The 17277-nt window shown below is 65.6% G+C and carries 19 protein-coding genes; 2 read left to right on the forward strand and 17 right to left on the reverse strand.

Features of this window, described 5'->3' with window-relative positions; genetic code table 11:
* Nucleotide 1 precedes the first annotated feature (1 nt).
* The 17 genes from G370_RS0117245 to G370_RS0117325 form a co-directional block, all read right to left on the reverse strand.
* Nucleotides 2–772 carry a glycosyltransferase family 2 protein gene (locus G370_RS0117245; RefSeq protein ID WP_019661713.1) on the reverse strand — a complete coding sequence of 257 codons (771 nt, stop codon included), beginning with the start codon at nt 770–772 and terminating at the stop codon, nt 2–4.
* Nucleotides 762–2447: an ApeI family dehydratase gene (locus G370_RS0117250; protein ID WP_019661714.1), complete on the reverse strand. Its 1686-nt coding sequence runs from the start codon at nt 2445–2447 to the stop codon at nt 762–764. Before G370_RS0117250 ends, G370_RS0117245 begins: the two co-directional genes overlap by 11 nt.
* Nucleotides 2440–2991 carry a COG4648 family protein gene (locus G370_RS0117255; RefSeq protein ID WP_026347223.1) on the reverse strand — a complete coding sequence of 184 codons (552 nt, stop codon included), beginning with the start codon at nt 2989–2991 and terminating at the stop codon, nt 2440–2442. The genes G370_RS0117250 and G370_RS0117255 overlap by 8 nt, the downstream gene beginning before the upstream one ends.
* A 22-nt stretch (nt 2992–3013) precedes the next feature.
* Entirely contained in the window at nt 3014–3271 is a 258-nt protein-coding gene (locus tag G370_RS0117260; protein ID WP_006402206.1) for an acyl carrier protein, read from the reverse strand.
* 17 nt (nt 3272–3288) lie between these two features.
* Nucleotides 3289–3546: a phosphopantetheine-binding protein gene (locus G370_RS0117265; RefSeq protein ID WP_005411610.1), complete on the reverse strand. Its 258-nt coding sequence runs from the start codon at nt 3544–3546 to the stop codon at nt 3289–3291.
* Nucleotides 3533–4330: a lysophospholipid acyltransferase family protein gene (locus tag G370_RS0117270; RefSeq protein WP_019661716.1), complete on the reverse strand. Its 798-nt coding sequence runs from the start codon at nt 4328–4330 to the stop codon at nt 3533–3535. Before G370_RS0117270 ends, G370_RS0117265 begins: the two co-directional genes overlap by 14 nt.
* Nucleotides 4323–5066, reverse strand: coding sequence for a beta-ketoacyl synthase chain length factor (locus G370_RS0117275; protein ID WP_019661717.1), 744 nt, complete (start codon nt 5064–5066; stop codon nt 4323–4325). The genes G370_RS0117270 and G370_RS0117275 overlap by 8 nt, the downstream gene beginning before the upstream one ends.
* Nucleotides 5067–5281: 215 nt before the next feature.
* Nucleotides 5282–6295, reverse strand: a complete 1014-nt coding sequence (gene cydB, locus G370_RS0117280) for a cytochrome d ubiquinol oxidase subunit II (protein ID WP_019661718.1) — start codon at nt 6293–6295, stop codon at nt 5282–5284.
* 1 nt (nt 6296) lies between these two features.
* The gene (locus G370_RS0117285) at nt 6297–7694 is read right to left on the reverse strand and encodes a cytochrome ubiquinol oxidase subunit I (RefSeq protein ID WP_019661719.1); all 1398 of its coding nucleotides are present in this window, start codon (nt 7692–7694) and stop codon (nt 6297–6299) included.
* 129 nt (nt 7695–7823) lie between these two features.
* Nucleotides 7824–9020, reverse strand: a complete 1197-nt coding sequence (locus G370_RS0117290; protein ID WP_032955470.1) for an ABC transporter permease — start codon at nt 9018–9020, stop codon at nt 7824–7826.
* Nucleotide 9021: 1 nt separating this feature from the next.
* Nucleotides 9022–10320 carry an FtsX-like permease family protein gene (locus G370_RS0117295; RefSeq protein WP_019661721.1) on the reverse strand — a complete coding sequence of 433 codons (1299 nt, stop codon included), beginning with the start codon at nt 10318–10320 and terminating at the stop codon, nt 9022–9024.
* A 27-nt stretch (nt 10321–10347) separates the two neighbouring features.
* Nucleotides 10348–11172, reverse strand: coding sequence for a hypothetical protein (locus tag G370_RS0117300; RefSeq protein WP_019661722.1), 825 nt, complete (start codon nt 11170–11172; stop codon nt 10348–10350).
* Complete coding sequence (locus G370_RS0117305) at nt 11169–12386, reverse strand: hypothetical protein (RefSeq protein WP_019661723.1); 1218 nt, start codon at nt 12384–12386, stop codon at nt 11169–11171. The genes G370_RS0117300 and G370_RS0117305 overlap by 4 nt, the downstream gene beginning before the upstream one ends.
* Before the next feature lie 51 nt (nt 12387–12437).
* Nucleotides 12438–12746, reverse strand: a complete 309-nt coding sequence (locus G370_RS0117310) for a hypothetical protein (protein ID WP_019661724.1) — start codon at nt 12744–12746, stop codon at nt 12438–12440.
* A gap of 325 nt (nt 12747–13071) precedes the next feature.
* Complete coding sequence (locus G370_RS0117315; RefSeq protein WP_019661725.1) at nt 13072–13287, reverse strand: hypothetical protein; 216 nt, start codon at nt 13285–13287, stop codon at nt 13072–13074.
* Nucleotides 13284–13928 carry an RNA polymerase sigma factor gene (locus tag G370_RS0117320; RefSeq protein ID WP_019661726.1) on the reverse strand — a complete coding sequence of 215 codons (645 nt, stop codon included), beginning with the start codon at nt 13926–13928 and terminating at the stop codon, nt 13284–13286. Before G370_RS0117320 ends, G370_RS0117315 begins: the two co-directional genes overlap by 4 nt.
* A 37-nt stretch (nt 13929–13965) precedes the next feature.
* Nucleotides 13966–14295 (reverse strand): hypothetical protein, encoded by a 330-nt coding sequence (locus G370_RS0117325; protein ID WP_010482336.1) that lies wholly within the window; start codon nt 14293–14295, stop codon nt 13966–13968.
* A 167-nt stretch (nt 14296–14462) separates the two neighbouring features.
* Between G370_RS0117325 and G370_RS0117330 the strand changes: the two genes are divergently transcribed.
* Both G370_RS0117330 and G370_RS0117335 read left to right on the forward strand, forming a co-directional pair.
* Nucleotides 14463–16835 carry a S9 family peptidase gene (locus G370_RS0117330; protein WP_026347224.1) on the forward strand — a complete coding sequence of 791 codons (2373 nt, stop codon included), beginning with the start codon at nt 14463–14465 and terminating at the stop codon, nt 16833–16835.
* Nucleotides 16832–17251 carry an NUDIX hydrolase gene (locus G370_RS0117335; RefSeq protein ID WP_019337913.1) on the forward strand — a complete coding sequence of 140 codons (420 nt, stop codon included), beginning with the start codon at nt 16832–16834 and terminating at the stop codon, nt 17249–17251. Before G370_RS0117330 ends, G370_RS0117335 begins: the two co-directional genes overlap by 4 nt.
* Nucleotides 17252–17277 lie beyond the last annotated feature (26 nt).

The following is a 17277-nucleotide window of genomic DNA, read 5'->3' on the forward strand; positions in this document are numbered from 1 at the left end:
CTCAGCGCTGCCCCCGCAGGCGGCGCCACAGCAGGCGCGGCGCGCGCCAGAGCATGCCGAAGAACAGACGGGTATGCATGCGGCTGATGCGCACGTTGTCGCGCCACACATCGAAGTGCGACACGCCATCGGCGGGATAGGTCACGCGCGTGGCCAGGTGCTCGACCGGCAGCCCGCGCCAGTACAGGCGCACCATTATTTCGGTATCGAAATCCATGCGCCGGCCGATGGTCTCTTCACCGATCAGGCGCAGCACCGGCGGCAGTGGATACACGCGTAAGCCGCACATGGTGTCGCGCAGGTGCAGCGACAGCGTGTTGATCCAGACCCAGATGTGGGTGGCGTAGCGGCCATACAGGCGCGCCTTGGGAACACTGGCGTCGTAAGCCGGAATGCCGCAGATCACCGCCTCGGGATGGGCGCGCGCGGCTTCGATGAAGCGTGGCAGGTCAGCGGTATCGTGCTGGCCGTCGGCATCGATCTGCAGCACGTGGCTGTAGCCACGCGCGCCGGCCTCGGCAAAACCGGCCAGCATCGCCCCGCCCTTGCCCTGGTTGATGTCCAGGCGCAGCAGGTCGACGCCCTGGCGCTGTGCCAGCGCGCGCAGCACCGCCGCGCACCCATCGTGCGAACCATCGTCGACCAGCAGGCAGGGCAGTCCCGCGGCCTGCACGCCGTCGAGCACCGCCGCGATGGCGTGCTCGTGGTCGTAGACGGGAATCACCACCAGTGGCGCGAATGCGGCACCGGCAACGGCCGGATCAGTCCGCATCGGCGAAGACCACTTTGCCGCTGGCATGCACACCATGGCTGGAGGTGTAACGGAAGGCCAGCGCGCTGCGTGCGGCATCCCACTCCAGCTGCAGGGTCAGCTCATCGCCGGGGCGGGCCACATGCTGGAACTTCACCGCATCCATGCGCAGAAACGCTGCCGGCATTGCGAACACCTGGCGGCCGAAACGCACCGCCCAATCCAGCTGCGCCACGCCGGGCAGGATCGCTGCCTGGGGGAAGTGGCCCTGGAACGGCCGCAGCGTCGGGTCCAGGGTCATGCGCAGGGTGGCGCTGGCGGCGTCGCGGCGGTCCCAGACCGGCACCGGCATCAGTGGCTGGAACAGCGCTGCCAGCGCCGCCTGGGTTACCTTGCCCTGCGCATTGATCGGCAGCGCCTGCACCAGGCGCCAACGGCGCGGCCGGGTCACTGCGTCATGCGCGTGCGCCAGGCGCGCGCCAAGGCGCTGGCCCAGGGCGCGGCGCGCGGTGTCACCACCCGCCAGCAGCGCCCGGTCAGCCGGTACCACCACGGCCGCCAGCTGCTCGCGCTGGCCGGGCAGGACCAGCACGCGCGCGTCGTCCACTTCGGCGTCTTCGCGCAGCGCGCGCTCCAGTGCATCCAGCGAGACGCGGCGTTCTTCGATCTTGACGATGCGATCGGCCCGGCCCAGCAGGCGGAACCGGCCATCGGCCAACGCTTCCACGCGGTCCTGGGTACGCCACCAGTCGAGGGTTTCCAGATGCGCCGAGGCGACGGCCAGGCAGCCATCCTCGATGCGCCACTGCACGCCCGGCAACGGTTGCCACGGTGGCAGGTCGGTGTCCCAGCGGCGCCAGGCGATGCCACCGGTTTCGCTGCTGCCGTAAACCTCGGTCGGCGCCACACCCAGCCACTGCCGCACCTGGCGTGCGGCTTCTTCCGGCAGCGGGCCGCCGGAGGAGAACACCGCGCGCAGGCGGCCATGCAGGCTGGCCCAGTCCAGCTGCTCGGGCAGGCGCTTGAGGTGGGCTGGCGTCGCCACCAGCACCGTGTCGGTACCGGCCAGCGCACCCACCAGGTCTTCATGGAAGAACCGGCGTGGATGGATCAGGCGGCCGGCGGCCAACGGCCACAGCACGCGGAACAGCAGGCCGTAGATGTGCTGGTGGGATACCGTGCCATGGACCTGCACGCCCTCCATCTGCGCGCCGAACGCGGCCTGCAGCGCCTCCACCTCGCGCGCCAGCTGGTCCAGGCGCTTGCCGATCGCACTGGGCTGGCCGGTGCTGCCGGAGGTGAACACGCACAGCTCGCAGGCGCGCTCGTCCAGCGCCTGCAGTTCATCGTCCACCGTGGTGTCCAGTGCCGCCAGCGGGTGGTAGTCGGCGCTGACATCACCCGCGAAACCGCTCACCTGCGGCTGCAGTGCCTGCAGCGTGGCCGGCAGGTTGTCGGCCGCCAGGAACACCCGCTTGCCGGCATGCCAGGCACCGAACAGCGCCGCCGCGAAGGCCACGGCGTCATCGAAGTACAGGGCCCAGTCGCGGCCTTCGGCCGCCGCAAAGGCGGCGCGCCAGCCCAGCACGCGCTGGCGGAAGCGGGCGTGGTCGATCACCTCGCCATCGCAGACGCCAACATTGCGCTGCGGCCGCGCCTCCAGCAGCAGCCTGTCAAGGGGAATCCACTCAGCCATGCGCGTGCGCCGCCTTCACCCGCCGCCGCACCAGCCACTCCCCTGCGAACAACACGCCCATCATGACGTACGCCAACAATCCGTTGTAGAGCATCCAGGCCCGGTCCGACGCGTACAGCGCGGTCAGCAGGGCCAGGCTGCCGTTGAGAACGAAAAACCCGCACCACACCTGGGTGACGCGTCGGGTATAGGCCACCGCGAACGGGGGCAGGTCCGGCTCCTGCAGCCGCGCCAGGCGCTCCACCAGCGGTGGCCCGAAGCGCAGGCTGGTGCCGAACACTGCCAGCATCACCGCATTGACCAGCGCCGGGTACAGCTTCAGTGGCAGGGCCTGGTTGAGCACGGTAGCCAGTACCGCCAGCAGGCCGGTGCCCGCCGCTGCGGCCCACCACAGCGGCTGGCGCGAACTCAGCGCGCGCAGCAGGGCCAGGGTGAACAGCAGCAGCGACAGCCAGCGTGGCTCGAAACGACCCATCGCCAGGTACACCAGTACCGGGTAGGCCAGCGAGATCGCAGCCACCACGACCGTGCGTGCGCGTGCCATGGTGGAGCCGTCGGCGCTGCGGTCAGGCGGCTGCCTGGTCCGGCAGCAGCCTGTGCACCACATCGACGATGTCCTGCACGGTACGCACGGCCTTGAACGCTTCCGGCTGCAGGTTGCGGCCGAGCAGCGGCTTGAGCTGCACGATCAGGTCCACCGCATCGATGCTGTCGATGTCCAGGTCGTCGTACAGGCGGGCTTCCGGGGTGATCCGGGCCGTTTCGATCTCGAAGCTGTCGGTCAGGATGCTGACGATGCGTTCGAACAGTTCATTCTTGGTCATGGCAATTCCTGGCGCCGTTACGACTGGCGGGCGGCGACGAACTCGCCGAGCGCGCGCACGCTGGAGAAATGGCGACGGGTTTCTTCCGAATCGGCCGAGAGGCTGACACCGTACTTCTTCTGCAGCGCCAGTCCCAGCTCCAGCGCGTCGATCGAATCCAGGCCGAGGCCCTCGACGAACAGCGGCGCGGTCGGATCGATGTCCTCCGGCGTGATGTCCTCCAGCGAAAGGGAGGAAATGATCAATTCCTTGATCTCGTGCTCAAGTGCTTGCACGGTTCGGATCTCCAGACAGGTCGAAATAACGAGAAAGGTGCTCGGTGACGCGACGGGCCGCCAAGGCATCCCCCCTTGGCGAGTCGTCTTCGGCCAGAAATGGCGCGATCGGGATATCTTCGCCGATCTGCAGCCGAACGTGAAAGCGACGTGAGGGGACACGATACCACTTCTGCCCCTTGGTCAGCGTTGGCGGGCTGCAGGTGATCCGCACCGGGGTGACGTCGATGCGGCCCCGTACGGCGATGTTGGCGGCCCCGCGCTGTAGCCGCGGTCGCTGCCCCGGCACGCTGCGGGTGCCTTCCGGGAAGATGACCAGGGTGCCTCCAGCGCGCACTGCGGCCACACAGTCATCGACCAGGCCGGCGCCATCGTCATTGGAGATGTAGCCGGCAGCCCGCACCGGGCCGCGCATGAACGGGTTGCAGGCCACCGCCCGCTTGACCACGCAGTCGGCGTTGGGAAGCAGCGAGATCAGGCAAACCACGTCGATCAGGGTCGGGTGGTTGGCCAGCACCAGCAGGCCGTCGCGCTGCAGGCGTTCGCCGCCCTCGATCTCGTAGGTCATCACCCCCAGCCCGCGCATCAGCCGCAGATGGCTGGCGAACGCGACCTGGACCACGCGCCGGGCACGGCGGCGCCGCGCCACCGGATCACGCATCAGCAGCAACACCGGCATCACCAGAACGCCGAGCAGCAGCCCGCCCAAGCCGAATGCGGCAAAGCTCAGGCCGGTGCCGAGCACCCGCCAAGCATGATCGAGACGGCGCAGCGCCTCAGCCACGGCGCCCCCAGCGCCAACGCTGGCCCTGAGCCACGTGCTCCAGCGCCGGCGCGCCGGACAGCAGAAAGCGGTGCAGGTCCAGCGCGTGCGGCAGCGTGCCCGGGGCGGTGGCAGTGGCCTCCGGCGCCGCCTCCCACTGCAGGGAGAGGATCGGCTGGCCCGGCATCGGCGCCGTCAAACGCCAGCACCAGGCAAAGAACGGGTCAGGTTCGTCGGCAAACGTCGCGTAAATTTCAGGAAGCGGCGACTCATAGACCACCACCCGCACTTCGCGGGCGCCATCGGCGAGCAGACCGGCCGCTTCCAGGCAGGCGGTCTCGACCGTGGCCTGGCCGGCGGCCAGCGCCAGGTAGTTGCCGCGGTGACCGCGCGCGATCGAGTACAACGCAGCGATCGCGTTGTGCACCGACAGGCCGAACCCCGTCGGTGACAGGGGCTGATCGCTGGCGAGCGCCCCCAGCAGCTCCATCGAACGGGCCACGTCGCCGTGGCGGCTGGCGAACACCAGCGGCACCTGGCTGTCAGCGCCCTGCCCGTCCTCGCACCAGCAGGCAGCCTGGATCGCCATCCGGCCCAGCCGCTCGATTCGACGGCGCTGCATTGCCGGGATTTCGGCGAGCGGCGGCGTGTCTTCGCCAACCGGCGGATACGGCGCATCGGCCCAGCCCAGCCACTGGCTACGCTCGCTCAGGCCGGGCGCCCAGGCAGCCCAGTCGACGATGGAGAATTCGATCATTAGCGAAGGTGCTTCAACGGGAGAACGATAGGCACGAGCCATTACGGCGACGCGCGGCGGCCCCCCGTTCCCGCAGCCGTGCGTCCGTCCAGGACGTCGCCGGCTGCCCCCCTGGCTGCCGGAAAGGAGCGCACGCTAGCACGTCCCGCCCGGGGTGTGCAGATTTCACATTCCACAACAGGGGGCCCGGCACCGGCGGGCCCCGCTTCAATCGATCAGTGGTAACCGCTATCGGCGCGCACTTTGCCGCGGAACACCCGGTACGACCACGCCGTATAGCCGAGGATGACCGGCAGCAGAATGACCAGGCCGACCAGGCTGAAGCCCAGCGAGGAGGCCGGCGCGGCGGCCCGCCACAGGGTCATCGACGGCGGCAGCAGGTAGGGCCACATGCCCAGCACCAGGCCGAGGAAGCCGAGCACGAACAGGGCCAGGCTGAGCAGGAACGGCGGCAGGTCGCGGCGCGGATGGGTCGCGCTGCGCCACAGCGCGGCAGCCACCGCCAGGGTCAGCAAAGGCACCGGCGACAGCCACCAGAAGTTGCCGTCGCTGAACCAGCGATCCATCAACCGCGAATCGAGGAACGGCAGCCAGCTGCTGACCAGGCCCATCGCCGCGATCACCGCCACCACCAGCGGCCGGGTCAGCTGCCGCGCCAGCGCCTGCACGCGCCCTCCGGTCTTCAGGATCAGCCAGGTGCTGCCCAACAACGCATAGCCAGCCACCAACGCAGCACCGGTCAGCATCGCGAACGGGCTGAACCAGGTGAATGCGCCGCCCTGGTAGACGCCGTCCACCAGCGGGATGCCCTGCACCAGGGTGCCGAGGATCACGCCCTGGGCAAAGGTCGCCAGCAGCGAACCGAGGCCGAACGCCACGCTCCACAGCCGGCGCGATCGATGCGCCTTGAAGCGGAACTCGAAGGCCACGCCGCGGAACACCAGCGCCACCACCAGCAACAGCACCGGCAGGTACAGCGCCGACAACAGCACCGCATAGGCCTTCGGGAACGCCGCCAGCAGCCCGGCGCCGCCCAGTACCAGCCAGGTCTCGTTGCCGTCCCAGATCGGCGCGGCGGTGTTCATCATCAGGTCCAGCTGCTCCTCGTCCTCGGCGAACGGGGCCAGGATGCCGATACCGAGCACGAAGCCGTCCAGCACCACGTACATCAGCACGCCGAAGCCGATCACCGCAAACCACGCCACCGGCAGCCAGGTCATCAGGTCCATGTCAGCGCTCCTCCAGCGGTTCGTCGGCCGCCGACAGCGGGCGTGCCGGGGTGTGGCTGCCGTGGTCCAGCGATGGCCCATCATCGTGCGGACGCGGTCCGTGGCGCAGGATCTTCACCAGGTACCAGATGCCCCAGCCGAACACGAAGGCGTAGCCAACGACGTAGACCGCCAGCGACAGCGCGGTCATCCACGCGCTCTGCGGGCCGACCGCATCAGCGGTGCGCAGCACGCCATACACCACCCACGGTTGGCGGCCCATCTCGGTGACGAACCACCCGGACAGCAGCGCGATGAAGCCGCTGGGCAGCATCCAGTTCCAGCCGCGCAGCAGCCACGGCGAATCCAGCAGCTTCCTGCGCCACAACTGGAACGCCGACACCCAGGCCAGCAGCAGCATCAGCGTGCCCAGCCCGACCATGATGCGGAAGGCGAAGAACACCGGCGTCACCGGCGGCCGCTCGCTGGACGGTACCGAAGTGAGCGGGTCGAAGGTGCCGTCCAGGCTATGGGTCAGGATCACGCTGCCCAGCTTCGGGATGGCCACTTCGAAATCGTTGCGCTCCTCCTTCTCGTTGGGCAGCGCGAACACCACCAGCGGTACACCCTCGCCTTCCCGGGTCTCATGCCAATGCGCTTCCACCGCCGCGATCTTCATCGGCTGGTGCTTGAGCGTGTTCAGGCCATGCATGTCGCCGACGAAGATCTGCACCGGCACGGTCAGCGCGGCGAATGCCACAGCGGCGATCAGCATGCGCCGGCCCGCTTCCACGTGCGTGCCCCTGCGCAGGTACCACGCACCCACGCCACCAATCACGAAACAGGTGGTGATGAACGAGCCCAGCGCCATGTGCGCGAGGCGGTAGGGGAACGAGGGATTGAACACCACCTGCCACCAGTCCACCGGATGCACGATGCCGTTGACCATCTCGTAGCCGGCCGGCGTATGCAGCCAGCTGTTGGACGACAGGATCCAGAACGTGGAGAACAGCGTGCCCAGCGCCACCATGCAGGTGGACAGGAAATGCAGGCGCGGCGAAACCCGGCCCCAGCCGAACATCATCACGCCGAGGAAGCTGGCTTCCAGGAAGAACGCGGTCAGCACTTCGTAGGTCAGCAGCGGGCCGATGACCGTGCCGGCCACCTCGCTCAGCCGTGGCCAGTTGGTGCCGAACTGGAAGGCCATGACGATGCCGCTGACCACGCCCATGCCGAACGACACCGCGAAGATCTTCTGCCAGAAGAAATACAGCTCGCGCCACACGGGCAACTTCGTGCGCAGCCAGCGCCATTCGATGAAGGCCAGCCAGCTGGCCGTACCGATGGTGAAGGCGGGGAACAGCACGTGGAAACTGATGACGAATCCGAACTGGATCCGGGACAACAACAACGCGTCCAAGGGACGCCTCCTGCCTGTGACCGGTGGGATACCGGACCACTTTAGGAGGATTTCGTTAAGGTGGGATGCGACCGGGTGACGCGCTGCTTCACTTTGTCGCAGGGGGAGCTGGGCTCACGGGCGAACGAATCAGAACGGCTTCAACAACGCCAATGGCTCCTCCCGCACCGTTCGCCATGCACGGGGCAGCAGGGCAGCAAGACTCGCCACCATCACCAACATGAACGCCAACCCTGTCAGCCACGACGATATCGAGCTTCGGTCCTCGGGCGACCAGAACAGGTACAGCGAACACGCGCCCAGCACGGCGCCAGGAATGGTGAAAATGCTGACTTCGAAGATGATCTCCGTGAAGATCACCGATGCGCGCGCACCCAACGTTCGACGGATACCGATGGAGCGCCGCCTACGCTCCAGCCATGCGCCTACCACGCCGGACACGCCGGCCATCAGCACACCCAGGACCACCGCTGCCATGAAAGCGAGCATGGCCGTCGTGAAGCGGTCTGCACGAAGGTAGGCATCGCGATATCCGGCCAACGTGTCAACGCCTGTCGGATTCACGACGCGATAGGGCTGCCGCAGCGCCTCAACGGTGCGGTCAAGCAACACGCGATCCACCTCCGAGTGGGATCCGATCAGGTAATAGCGGCTCGCACCGGTTGGAAAACCGGGAAACAGCGCCCACTGCGAGTCCCGATCGTTTCCACTTGGCGCAGGCCCGACGATGGACGAGAACACACCCACGATCACCCTGCTGCTTCCCGGCCCGAAGTACAGCTGACGACCCACGGCGCTCTCCGAGCCAAACAGATGGACGGCCAATGCCTCGCTGATCAGCACGACCGGCGCGCCGTCGGTCGCCTCATGGTCTGCCGGCAAACGCCCCTTCACCACCTGTGCCCCCAGCATCGTCAACAGGCCTGGGCTGGCGGTTATCACGGGAATGCGATCACAGCCTGCCACGTCGCTGCTGCCAGCCGCCATGGCGTGTGCCATGGCTGCATCACTGGTGCATGCACCGTAATGATGAGCCCTGCCTCCGAACGGAACCGAATCGCTGGCGACCGCCTGCCGGACGCCAGGGAGCTGGATGGCGGAGAGGTCCGATCGCACCAACGAAGGCGCCACCCTCTCTTCGATATCGGAGACCCGGATGACACCGATCGCCTGTGCTCTCTCGATGCCCCGCGTGTTCAATCGTGAGAAACCATCTGCGGCAGACTGCAGGGCAAAGGCGCAGGCCAGGCTGGCCAGTGCGGCCTGTACAAACAGCAGCGACGCGCGGCCCAGGTGGTTGCGGACTTCCTGCATTGAATCCAGCATTTCACGCCGCTCCCTTTGCAAACAACCGCGACAGCGATCCGCTCCGGCAGACTTCCAGCGCGGGGATGAACGCGCACAACAGCGCTGTCGCGAACCCAACCCCGGCTGCCATCAGTACGGACGCGGGGTCCAGCGTAGTGATGGCCGACGGAAGCACCTCCCCTGTCGCCACCAGCCGCATGCCCACCGCATACGCAATGGCCGCCAATGCAGCACTGGCCAATCCCGACGATGCGGATTCCCACATGAGCTGGGCAAAAACATCCCCCCGCCGGGCACCCAGCGCGCGACGTATCGCAAGCTCGCGACGGCGCGCGCCCAGGCTGAATCCCAGCAGCGCGGCTGCATTGACGATGCAGACCACCAGCAGAAGCAGTGCCAGATGAAGCTGTGTCCGGGTGCGTTCAGGGACCAGCCCCTGTCGGTCCAGCCACGCCATCAGCGGCCAGAGCCCGACCTGATCGCTGTCCGGGTCAACCTGCAGATCCCGGGCTTGCGCGTACGCGTTCAGCATCGCGCGGTATCCAGACACGTCATCCACTGTCGGTAACCATGTCCACAGTTGCAGCCAGGACGCCTGCGGGCCAGCAAGGTCCACTCCCTCCCCACCGCCCCAGACCGCCACGCCGTCGACCACGGTCAATCCGTCCGCAATGGCAGTTTCAACCGGTAGATAGATCTGATCGGGTTCCACGAAAGGACGACGGGTCACGTCTCCCTGGAACATCGGCACCGGATGCCAGTCCTCCGCCACGCCGACAACCGTGTATGTGCGCCCGCTCAGCTCCAGCGGATGACCGATGCATCCGGCCGGGCACTCGACCGCTGCGAGTGCCCGTGACAGCACAGCGATCCGACTTCCAGCCTGCCCTTCCTCCGCCGTCCACGATCGCCCTTGCACCAGAGTGATCCCGAGCACGCCGAACACTCCTGACGTTGCGTATCTGGCACGCAGCCGGGCGCTTGATTGCCCCGGTTTCAGCAGGGTCACGGCACCACCGGCCATGGCCGCCTGATTCCAGGCATACCCTTGGTCCAGCAGGGCTTTGGCATCAGGCCAGGTCAACCCCTGCCCAGGATCAGGTGCCGCCGCGTGCTGTGCTCCCGGGCGCACGTCCAGGTGTGGACGGAAGAGCGACCCGCTGCGTCCCGGGACCGGATCGGAGGATGCCTGCAGCACAATGGACAGCATCACCATGGCGGTTCCCACTCCCGCACCGAGCATGAGAGCGACGGCAATGTGCGTCCGGAGGCGCTGCCGAAAGCGCTTAAGCGACAGAGAAACGTAATAGAAGATCATACACCCTCCATGGAGTTGACCCTGTGCCTAGACAGACGCGATCGGCATCCCACGCAGAAGCAGATCCCTGCTTCTCACTGGATCGCCAAGGGTGGCCAGATACGGGCTGAATGCACAGAAAGTGATTGTCGTCCCTTGGACGTAAAATAAGATCTCGCCAATTCTGCTATCGAACGTTTCGCGACATGCAGCTACTAGCGATCTGATAACACCCGCGCCGATCGATACCGCGCCTCGTGGAAATTCCAGGTCAACCGCATCGCCGTGATAGCTGCAGACTACGGGCACACCCTCAGGCCGTTCAACGAAGAAGGGATGCCACTGCTCCTCTCCCTCTTCTACATCCGACGTCCCATCCCACTTGAAGTAGGACCATACGGATTTCTGTACAGGATCCTTGAGATGAGAAGTGTCTGGCATCCTGTGGCCAAAGCCAAACGCGAATGGTGGAACTCTGATGTCCGAAACAAGGCCAGAAATCAGCATCCACTGAACATTCAGCGGAAGAAGTGATTTACTCACCCCGCGAGTACCGATTCCATGCGCCAGTGTTGCGGCACCCACCAGGAGAGAGCCCAGTGCAGCATGTGCCCAATTCTCATGTAGTCCACACTTGCGGAGCTTCATGCCGATATCGCAACGAGAGATATCAAACACCCGGTTGATTACGTAGCCTGCATGCAGTATTGGCTTCCGACCAAGGGGCGCGGCAACGATCGGCGTCGCTTCCCGGATCGTCCACAGGCTGGTCAGCTGATCCAGATGAATCACGGTTACGTCCCTGACGTCGCGCAGAGCGACCGCGACTGCGTCCTGCTCATCCGAGTGAAGAACGACAATGGAATTTTTCATGCCACCGCCTCCGCGACCACAGCGCCTTCTGGAGATCTGTAAACTCTCTTGATTTCACTCTGCATTTCGTCGACCAGTTCCGTGAGCTTTTCTGAAGGCGCTTCTTCCAACACAAAAAGCGTCGATACTCTCCTCTCGATGAAGAACCCCCCATCGATATGCATCAGCCTTCGCCTCACTCTTCTGATTGCTGCATGGTCGAAGTCCACGAAGAATTCCAAGGCACTAGCGAGCAACTGATGAATGGCGTAGTAGACGAACACAGCGTGAACCAGCGAGTGATTGGGAATGAAATTTCCCGACCAGGGGGAGACCGGCCGAACGCGGATTGCGCTGGACATGAACTTCCCGTAGACATCCTCATATGCTGAAAGAAACGAATGCACAGATTCATGCAGGATCGCTTCTGCGCAAAGATCCACCGTCATTTCTTCCCTATGGACATTCAGCACGCGAATGCAGCCCGCGTGAGTTGGCCGATACTCCGATCCAAGGTTGAGCTGGGCTACGCTGTCACCAACGCCAATGGATTTTCTGACAAGAACACGCCTTGTGAATGTTCGAATCAACAAGCCGAGATGCGGAACTGACTCGTCCACCATACGAATGGCCGCTTCAAGCTTGTTCCTTATTACTTGAATCTCGTGCTGTGGGATATCCAATGATGGTTGGCAGAACGTTCCGCTCTCGGGTTCGTACCTCTGCGAAAGCCGGCTGTCCACATCAAGGACAATCACTCCACCAATCCTGGGTCTGTCCATCCTTTCAGCGATGTCGCCCTCACTCGTTGTCACCCAGTCGCCCAGAGCGCTTTCGAGCGGGCTCGCGACAGCAGGCCGCTTCGGCTCGATGGTGTGGGTGCGCTGTTGAGCCGGGCACTCGGCGATAGCCGCAAACCAAAGAGCATCGAGAGTCGAAACCGGCTCACCATGCTGATCTTCATATGCGATGCCCGCCGACTCGTCCAGGAATGCGGATACCCAAGGCGAGGCAAGAAGCCTCCGTCTTCCGGCAGCGTCAAGGCGATGAATTGCACGCTCTATCGCGTCGACCCGGCCCTGAATCCCAGCCCCTTCACCTCGCTTGACTGAAAGCGCAACTCCCAAGCGTTGCCCAGTAATCTCGATCCACGTTTTCATCAACGCCACGCACACATCGGCCGTGCGTCCGGGCTCATCTATCGCCCTCTTCAGATCTTCAAAGCACAGCTCCATCAATCGCTCCTTGATGGCGGGCGATCACCTTTACAGCGATCGCCCGTTCTATCAGATAATGAATTTCCGGACTTCAGGAACTGCGTGCGCGAACCTGAAACTCTCCTTCTGCTGATCTCCGGTGGAGTAGTGTCCGCAATGGGTACCGCCACTCGAGTAGCTCGTGCACTGCGTACCTGCGATTTCATGATCGCCAGGCAGTTCGTGCGTAGACATCCCACTATCGATGCTGATTTCTGGAATCGAGAGGCTCTGAACCAGTGGCGACGCATCCGACTGCGCTGCAGCTGCAATGCCGGACAGGCCAAGCAGTGCTACGAGAGCAGGGGGAAGCAGCACAGACTTGTCGATCTTCGACATGACTCATCTCCGTTGAAGTTGATGGAACGCGAACAGGTCCAAGCCTCCCCGGCTATGACCTGCGTCAGCGATTGCCGACGACCGAGAGTTCCCCAGGACGCACATGAACCTCAATAGCGGAATGGAACTCTGCAACTTTCCTCAAGATGGTTGAGAGCTCAGAATCATTGTCGGCAACATCAGCCTACGATTGGCGGCGCGATCACGACTCGTCATGGCGCTAATCACCACATCTTGATGAAGCTCGCGAGTTTCACGAGTCCTCATTCCAGGTCATTGGTCCTGCAGACCACGCAGAATGCGTCTAACGCATCACCACGTCCTGTCAGCGCCAGAAGTACCAGACAGCCCCTGCCACCAACGCCCCCAGCAACACCACCTGCACCACCACATAGCCCACGCCACTGTCGCGCGACTCAACGGCGATGCGCTTCTGCAGCGCCTCGCTCACATCCGGTGTCTGTTCCTGCTGCGCCTGCTCACGCAACGCCTGCGCCAGCGCGCGCTTTTCCGCATCGCGAGGGTCGGTCGGTGGATTCACAGCAGTTCTCCGGCGGCGGCATGCCGCGTCAGTTCCTGCTTCAGGACCTGGCGCGCACGGTGAAGGTGGCTCTTGATGGTACCGCGCGCCAGCCCGGTCACCTGCTCGATCTCGGCCAGATCGAAATCCTCCAGGTAATGCAGGCCGACGATCAGCCGCTGCGGTGCACTCAGCCGTTCCAGCGCCGCGCCAAGATGGCGACCAGCCTGCAGCGCCTCGCTCAGTTCAGCCGGCCCCGGCCCTTCATCGCCAATACCCAGTTCCTCGGGTACTTCCACCGCCACCATCCATTGCGCCTCCAGCCGTCGCCTGCGCAGGTGCTGCAACGCCGTGGTGTAAGCCACCCGTGAAACCCAGGTACGCAAAGAGGATTCAAAGCGGAACCGGTGCAGCTGGCGGAACACGGCCAGGAAGGTTTCCTGCAGCAGGTCGGCCACCTGATCACGGTCGCCCACCATGCGCCCGATCACGTGCGCGCAGGTACGTTGATGGGCCTGCACCAGCTGTGCGAAGGCCGGTTGCGAGCCATCGATGATGGCGCTGACCAGGGCGCGGTCGTCGTCCGCGTCCGGCGTGGGCTCGACGGGGACGTCGCGGCGGCGTCCCCGCAATGCAGCCAGTGCTTCGCCGAGCAGGCTCATCTACGGGGCGCCCCCTGTGCCCGTGGCATGCGCCGGCTCAGCCCTTGCGCGCGGCAGGGCGGGTGAAGTGCCAGGCCAGCAGCTGGCCAAGGCCGGCGCTGCCGACCATCGCAGCGGCGGCGCCGAAGGTCAGCTCGCGTGCACCGATCGCCTCCAGCAGGCCCATCGCCACGGCCAAGCTGACCAAGCTGATGCCCCAGCGCAGCGCGCCCTGGCGGCGGCGCTCTTCTTCCAGCACGGCCAGCGAGCGGATCACTTCCTCGGGCACGTGCGGGGCCACCAGCTTGCTACGCGCGCGGGCATCGGCAATGGCGTGGATCGCGTAGGCGATGCAGATGAAGAGGGTGATCGGGATCAATTCCTGCATGGTCGGGCTCCTGTTCGGTGGATGATGCGGGTTCAGGAGAATGGATGCGCGACCACGGCAACCGGTTGCGCCACTTTGCCAATGCCGCTGCCATGACCTGTGGCCCCTGCCCCCGGCCCGGACGGCTGCTACCCTTGGCCGGTTTCCTCTTCTGGTGCCGTCCGCCCATGTCCCGAGTGCTGCCCCTGTCCCTCCTGCTGTCGGCCGTGCTGGCCGCACCGGCTGCGCATGCCGCGCCGACGCCGATCACCATTGAACAGGCGATGGCCGACCCGGACTGGATCGGTCCGCCGGTCGAGAAGGCCTGGTGGTCGTGGAACAGCCAGCAGGTGGAGTACCAGCTCAAGCGCAGCGGCAGCCCGGTACGCGACACCTTCCGCCAGCCGCTGACCGGCGGCGTGGCCGCGCAGGTGGCCGATGACCAGCGCGGCACCCTGGACGTGGCCGATCCCGTCTACGATCGCAACCGCAGCCGCAGCGCCTTCGTGCGCAATGGCGATGTGTTCGTGCGCGACCTGCGCAGTGGCGCGCTGACCCAGCTCACCCGCAGCAACGAACGCGCGGGCAACGTGAACTTCGCCGCCGACAATGGCGTGATCTGGCGCGTCGGCCAGAACTGGTTCCACTGGACCGCCGCCAGCGGCGTGCAGCAGGTGGCCAGCCTGAAGGCCGAAAAGGATCCGCGTACGCCGCCGAAGGCCGATGTGCTGCGCGACCAGCAGCTGCGCACGCTGGAAACCCTGCGCCGCGACCGCGAGCAGCGCGAGGCATTGAAGGACCAGGACCAGCGCTGGCGCCAGGCCGACCCGACGCGTGCGCCGGGCCCGGTGTACCTGGGCGCCGACGTGGAGATCGCCGACAGCGTGCTGTCGCCGGACCTCACCCACCTGATCGTGGTGACCAAGCCGAAGGACTTCGACGACGGCCGCACCAGCAAGATGCCGCTGTATGTGACCGAATCGGGTTACGAGGAAACCGAGGACACCCGCACCCGCGTCGGCCGCAATGGCTTCGAGCCGCACACGCTGTGGTACGTGGACGTGCGCACCGGCAAGGCCGAAAAGGTCTCGCTGGCCAGCCTGCCGGGCATCAGCACCGACCCGCTGGCCGAACTGCGCCGCAAGGCCGGCAAGGACGCGCTGAAGGGTGAGCGCAGCGTGCAGGTGATGAGCGACTTCATGGGCGGCGGCATCCGCTGGAGCGCCGATGGCCAGCAGGCCGCGGTGATGCTGCGTGCCAACGACAACAAGGACCGCTGGATCATCAGCGTCAACGCTGCCGACGGCCGTGTGCAGAACCGCCACCGCCTGACCGACAACGCCTGGATCAACTGGGGCTTCAACGATTTCGGCTGGATGGCCGATGGCCGCACGCTGTGGCTGCTGTCCGAGGAATCGGGCTTCTCGCACCTGTATACCCAGGCCGGCACCGCCAAGCCGCAGGCGCTGACCAGCGGCAAGTGGGAAACGTCGGCGCCGGTGCCGTCGGCCGATGGCAAGGGTTTCTACTTCCTGTGCAACCAGCAGGCGCCGCATGACTACGAAGTCTGCGCGGTCGACACCGGCAGCCGCCAGGTGCGCGAGCTGACCAGCCTCAACGGCGTGGAGGATTTCTCGCTGTCGCCGGACGGCCAGAAGCTGCTGGTGCGCTACTCCGGCGCCTACCTGCCCGCACAGCTGGCCGTGGTACCGAGCACTGGCGCAGGCCAGGCCCGCGTGCTGACCGACACCCGCACCGCCGACTACAAGGCACGCCAGTGGATCCAGCCGAAGCTGGTTGCAGTGCCGTCCAAGCACGGTGCCGGCGTGGTCTGGGCCAAGTACTACGAGCCCGAAAACAAGGAGCCGGGGAAGAAGTACCCGATCGTGATGTTCGTGCACGGCGCCGGCTACCTGCAGAACGTGCACCAGCGCTACCCGGCCTACTTCCGCGAGCAGATGTTCCACAACCTGCTGGTGCAGAAGGGCTACATCGTGCTGGACATGGATTACCGCGGCAGCGAGGGCTACGGCCGCGACTGGCGCACGGCGATCTACCGCAACATGGGCCACCCGGAACTGGAAGACTACAAGGACGGCCTGGACTGGCTGGTCGACACCCAGCAGGGTGACCGCGACCACGCCGGCATCTACGGTGGTTCCTATGGCGGCTTCATGACCTTCATGGCGCTGTTCCGCTCGCCGGGCACCTTCAAGGCCGGCGCCGCGCTGCGCCCGGTGGTGGACTGGCACCAGTACAACCACGGCTACACCAGCAACATCCTCAACACCCCGGACATCGATCCGGAGGCGTACCGCGTGTCCTCACCGATCGAGTACGCGCAGAACCTGCAGGACAACCTGCTGATCGCCCACGGCATGATGGATGACAACGTGTTCTTCCAGGACTCGGTGAACCTGACCCAGCGCCTGATCGAACTGCACAAGGACAACTGGTCGATCGCACCGTACCCGCTGGAACGCCACGGCTACACCCGTGCCGATTCCTGGCTGGACCAGTACAAGCGCATCCTCAAGCTGTTCGAGCAGAACCTGAAGTGAGCAACGCCGCGGCCACGATCCACATCGTGGCCGCGGTCATCCTGGATGACCGCGGCCAGGCGCTGGTGGTGCGCAAGCAGGGCGCCAGCCGCTTCATCCAGCCGGGCGGCAAGCCCGAACCCGGCGAGGCGCCTCTGCAGGCGCTGGCCCGCGAGCTGGACGAGGAGCTGGGCGTGCAGTTGCGTACGGCTTCAGCGGCTGCGCTGGGCACGTTCGAGGACTGGGCGGTGAATGAGCCTGGCCAGCGCGTACAGGCACAGGCCTGGTGGGTGCAGGTGCACGGCACGCCGCAGGCGCGCGCCGAGATCGCCGAACTGGCCTGGGTCCCGCTGCAACCGCCGCATGGCCTGCCCTTGGCACCCTTGAGCGAACACCATATCCTGCCGGCGGTCGCCACCCGGGTGACGGCCCGCTGACCGCGCGGGCACCGATTGCAAGGACA

Origin of the sequence: Stenotrophomonas hibiscicola ATCC 19867 (genome assembly GCF_000382065.1) — a bacterium.
Classification (GTDB): domain Bacteria; phylum Pseudomonadota; class Gammaproteobacteria; order Xanthomonadales; family Xanthomonadaceae; genus Stenotrophomonas; species Stenotrophomonas hibiscicola.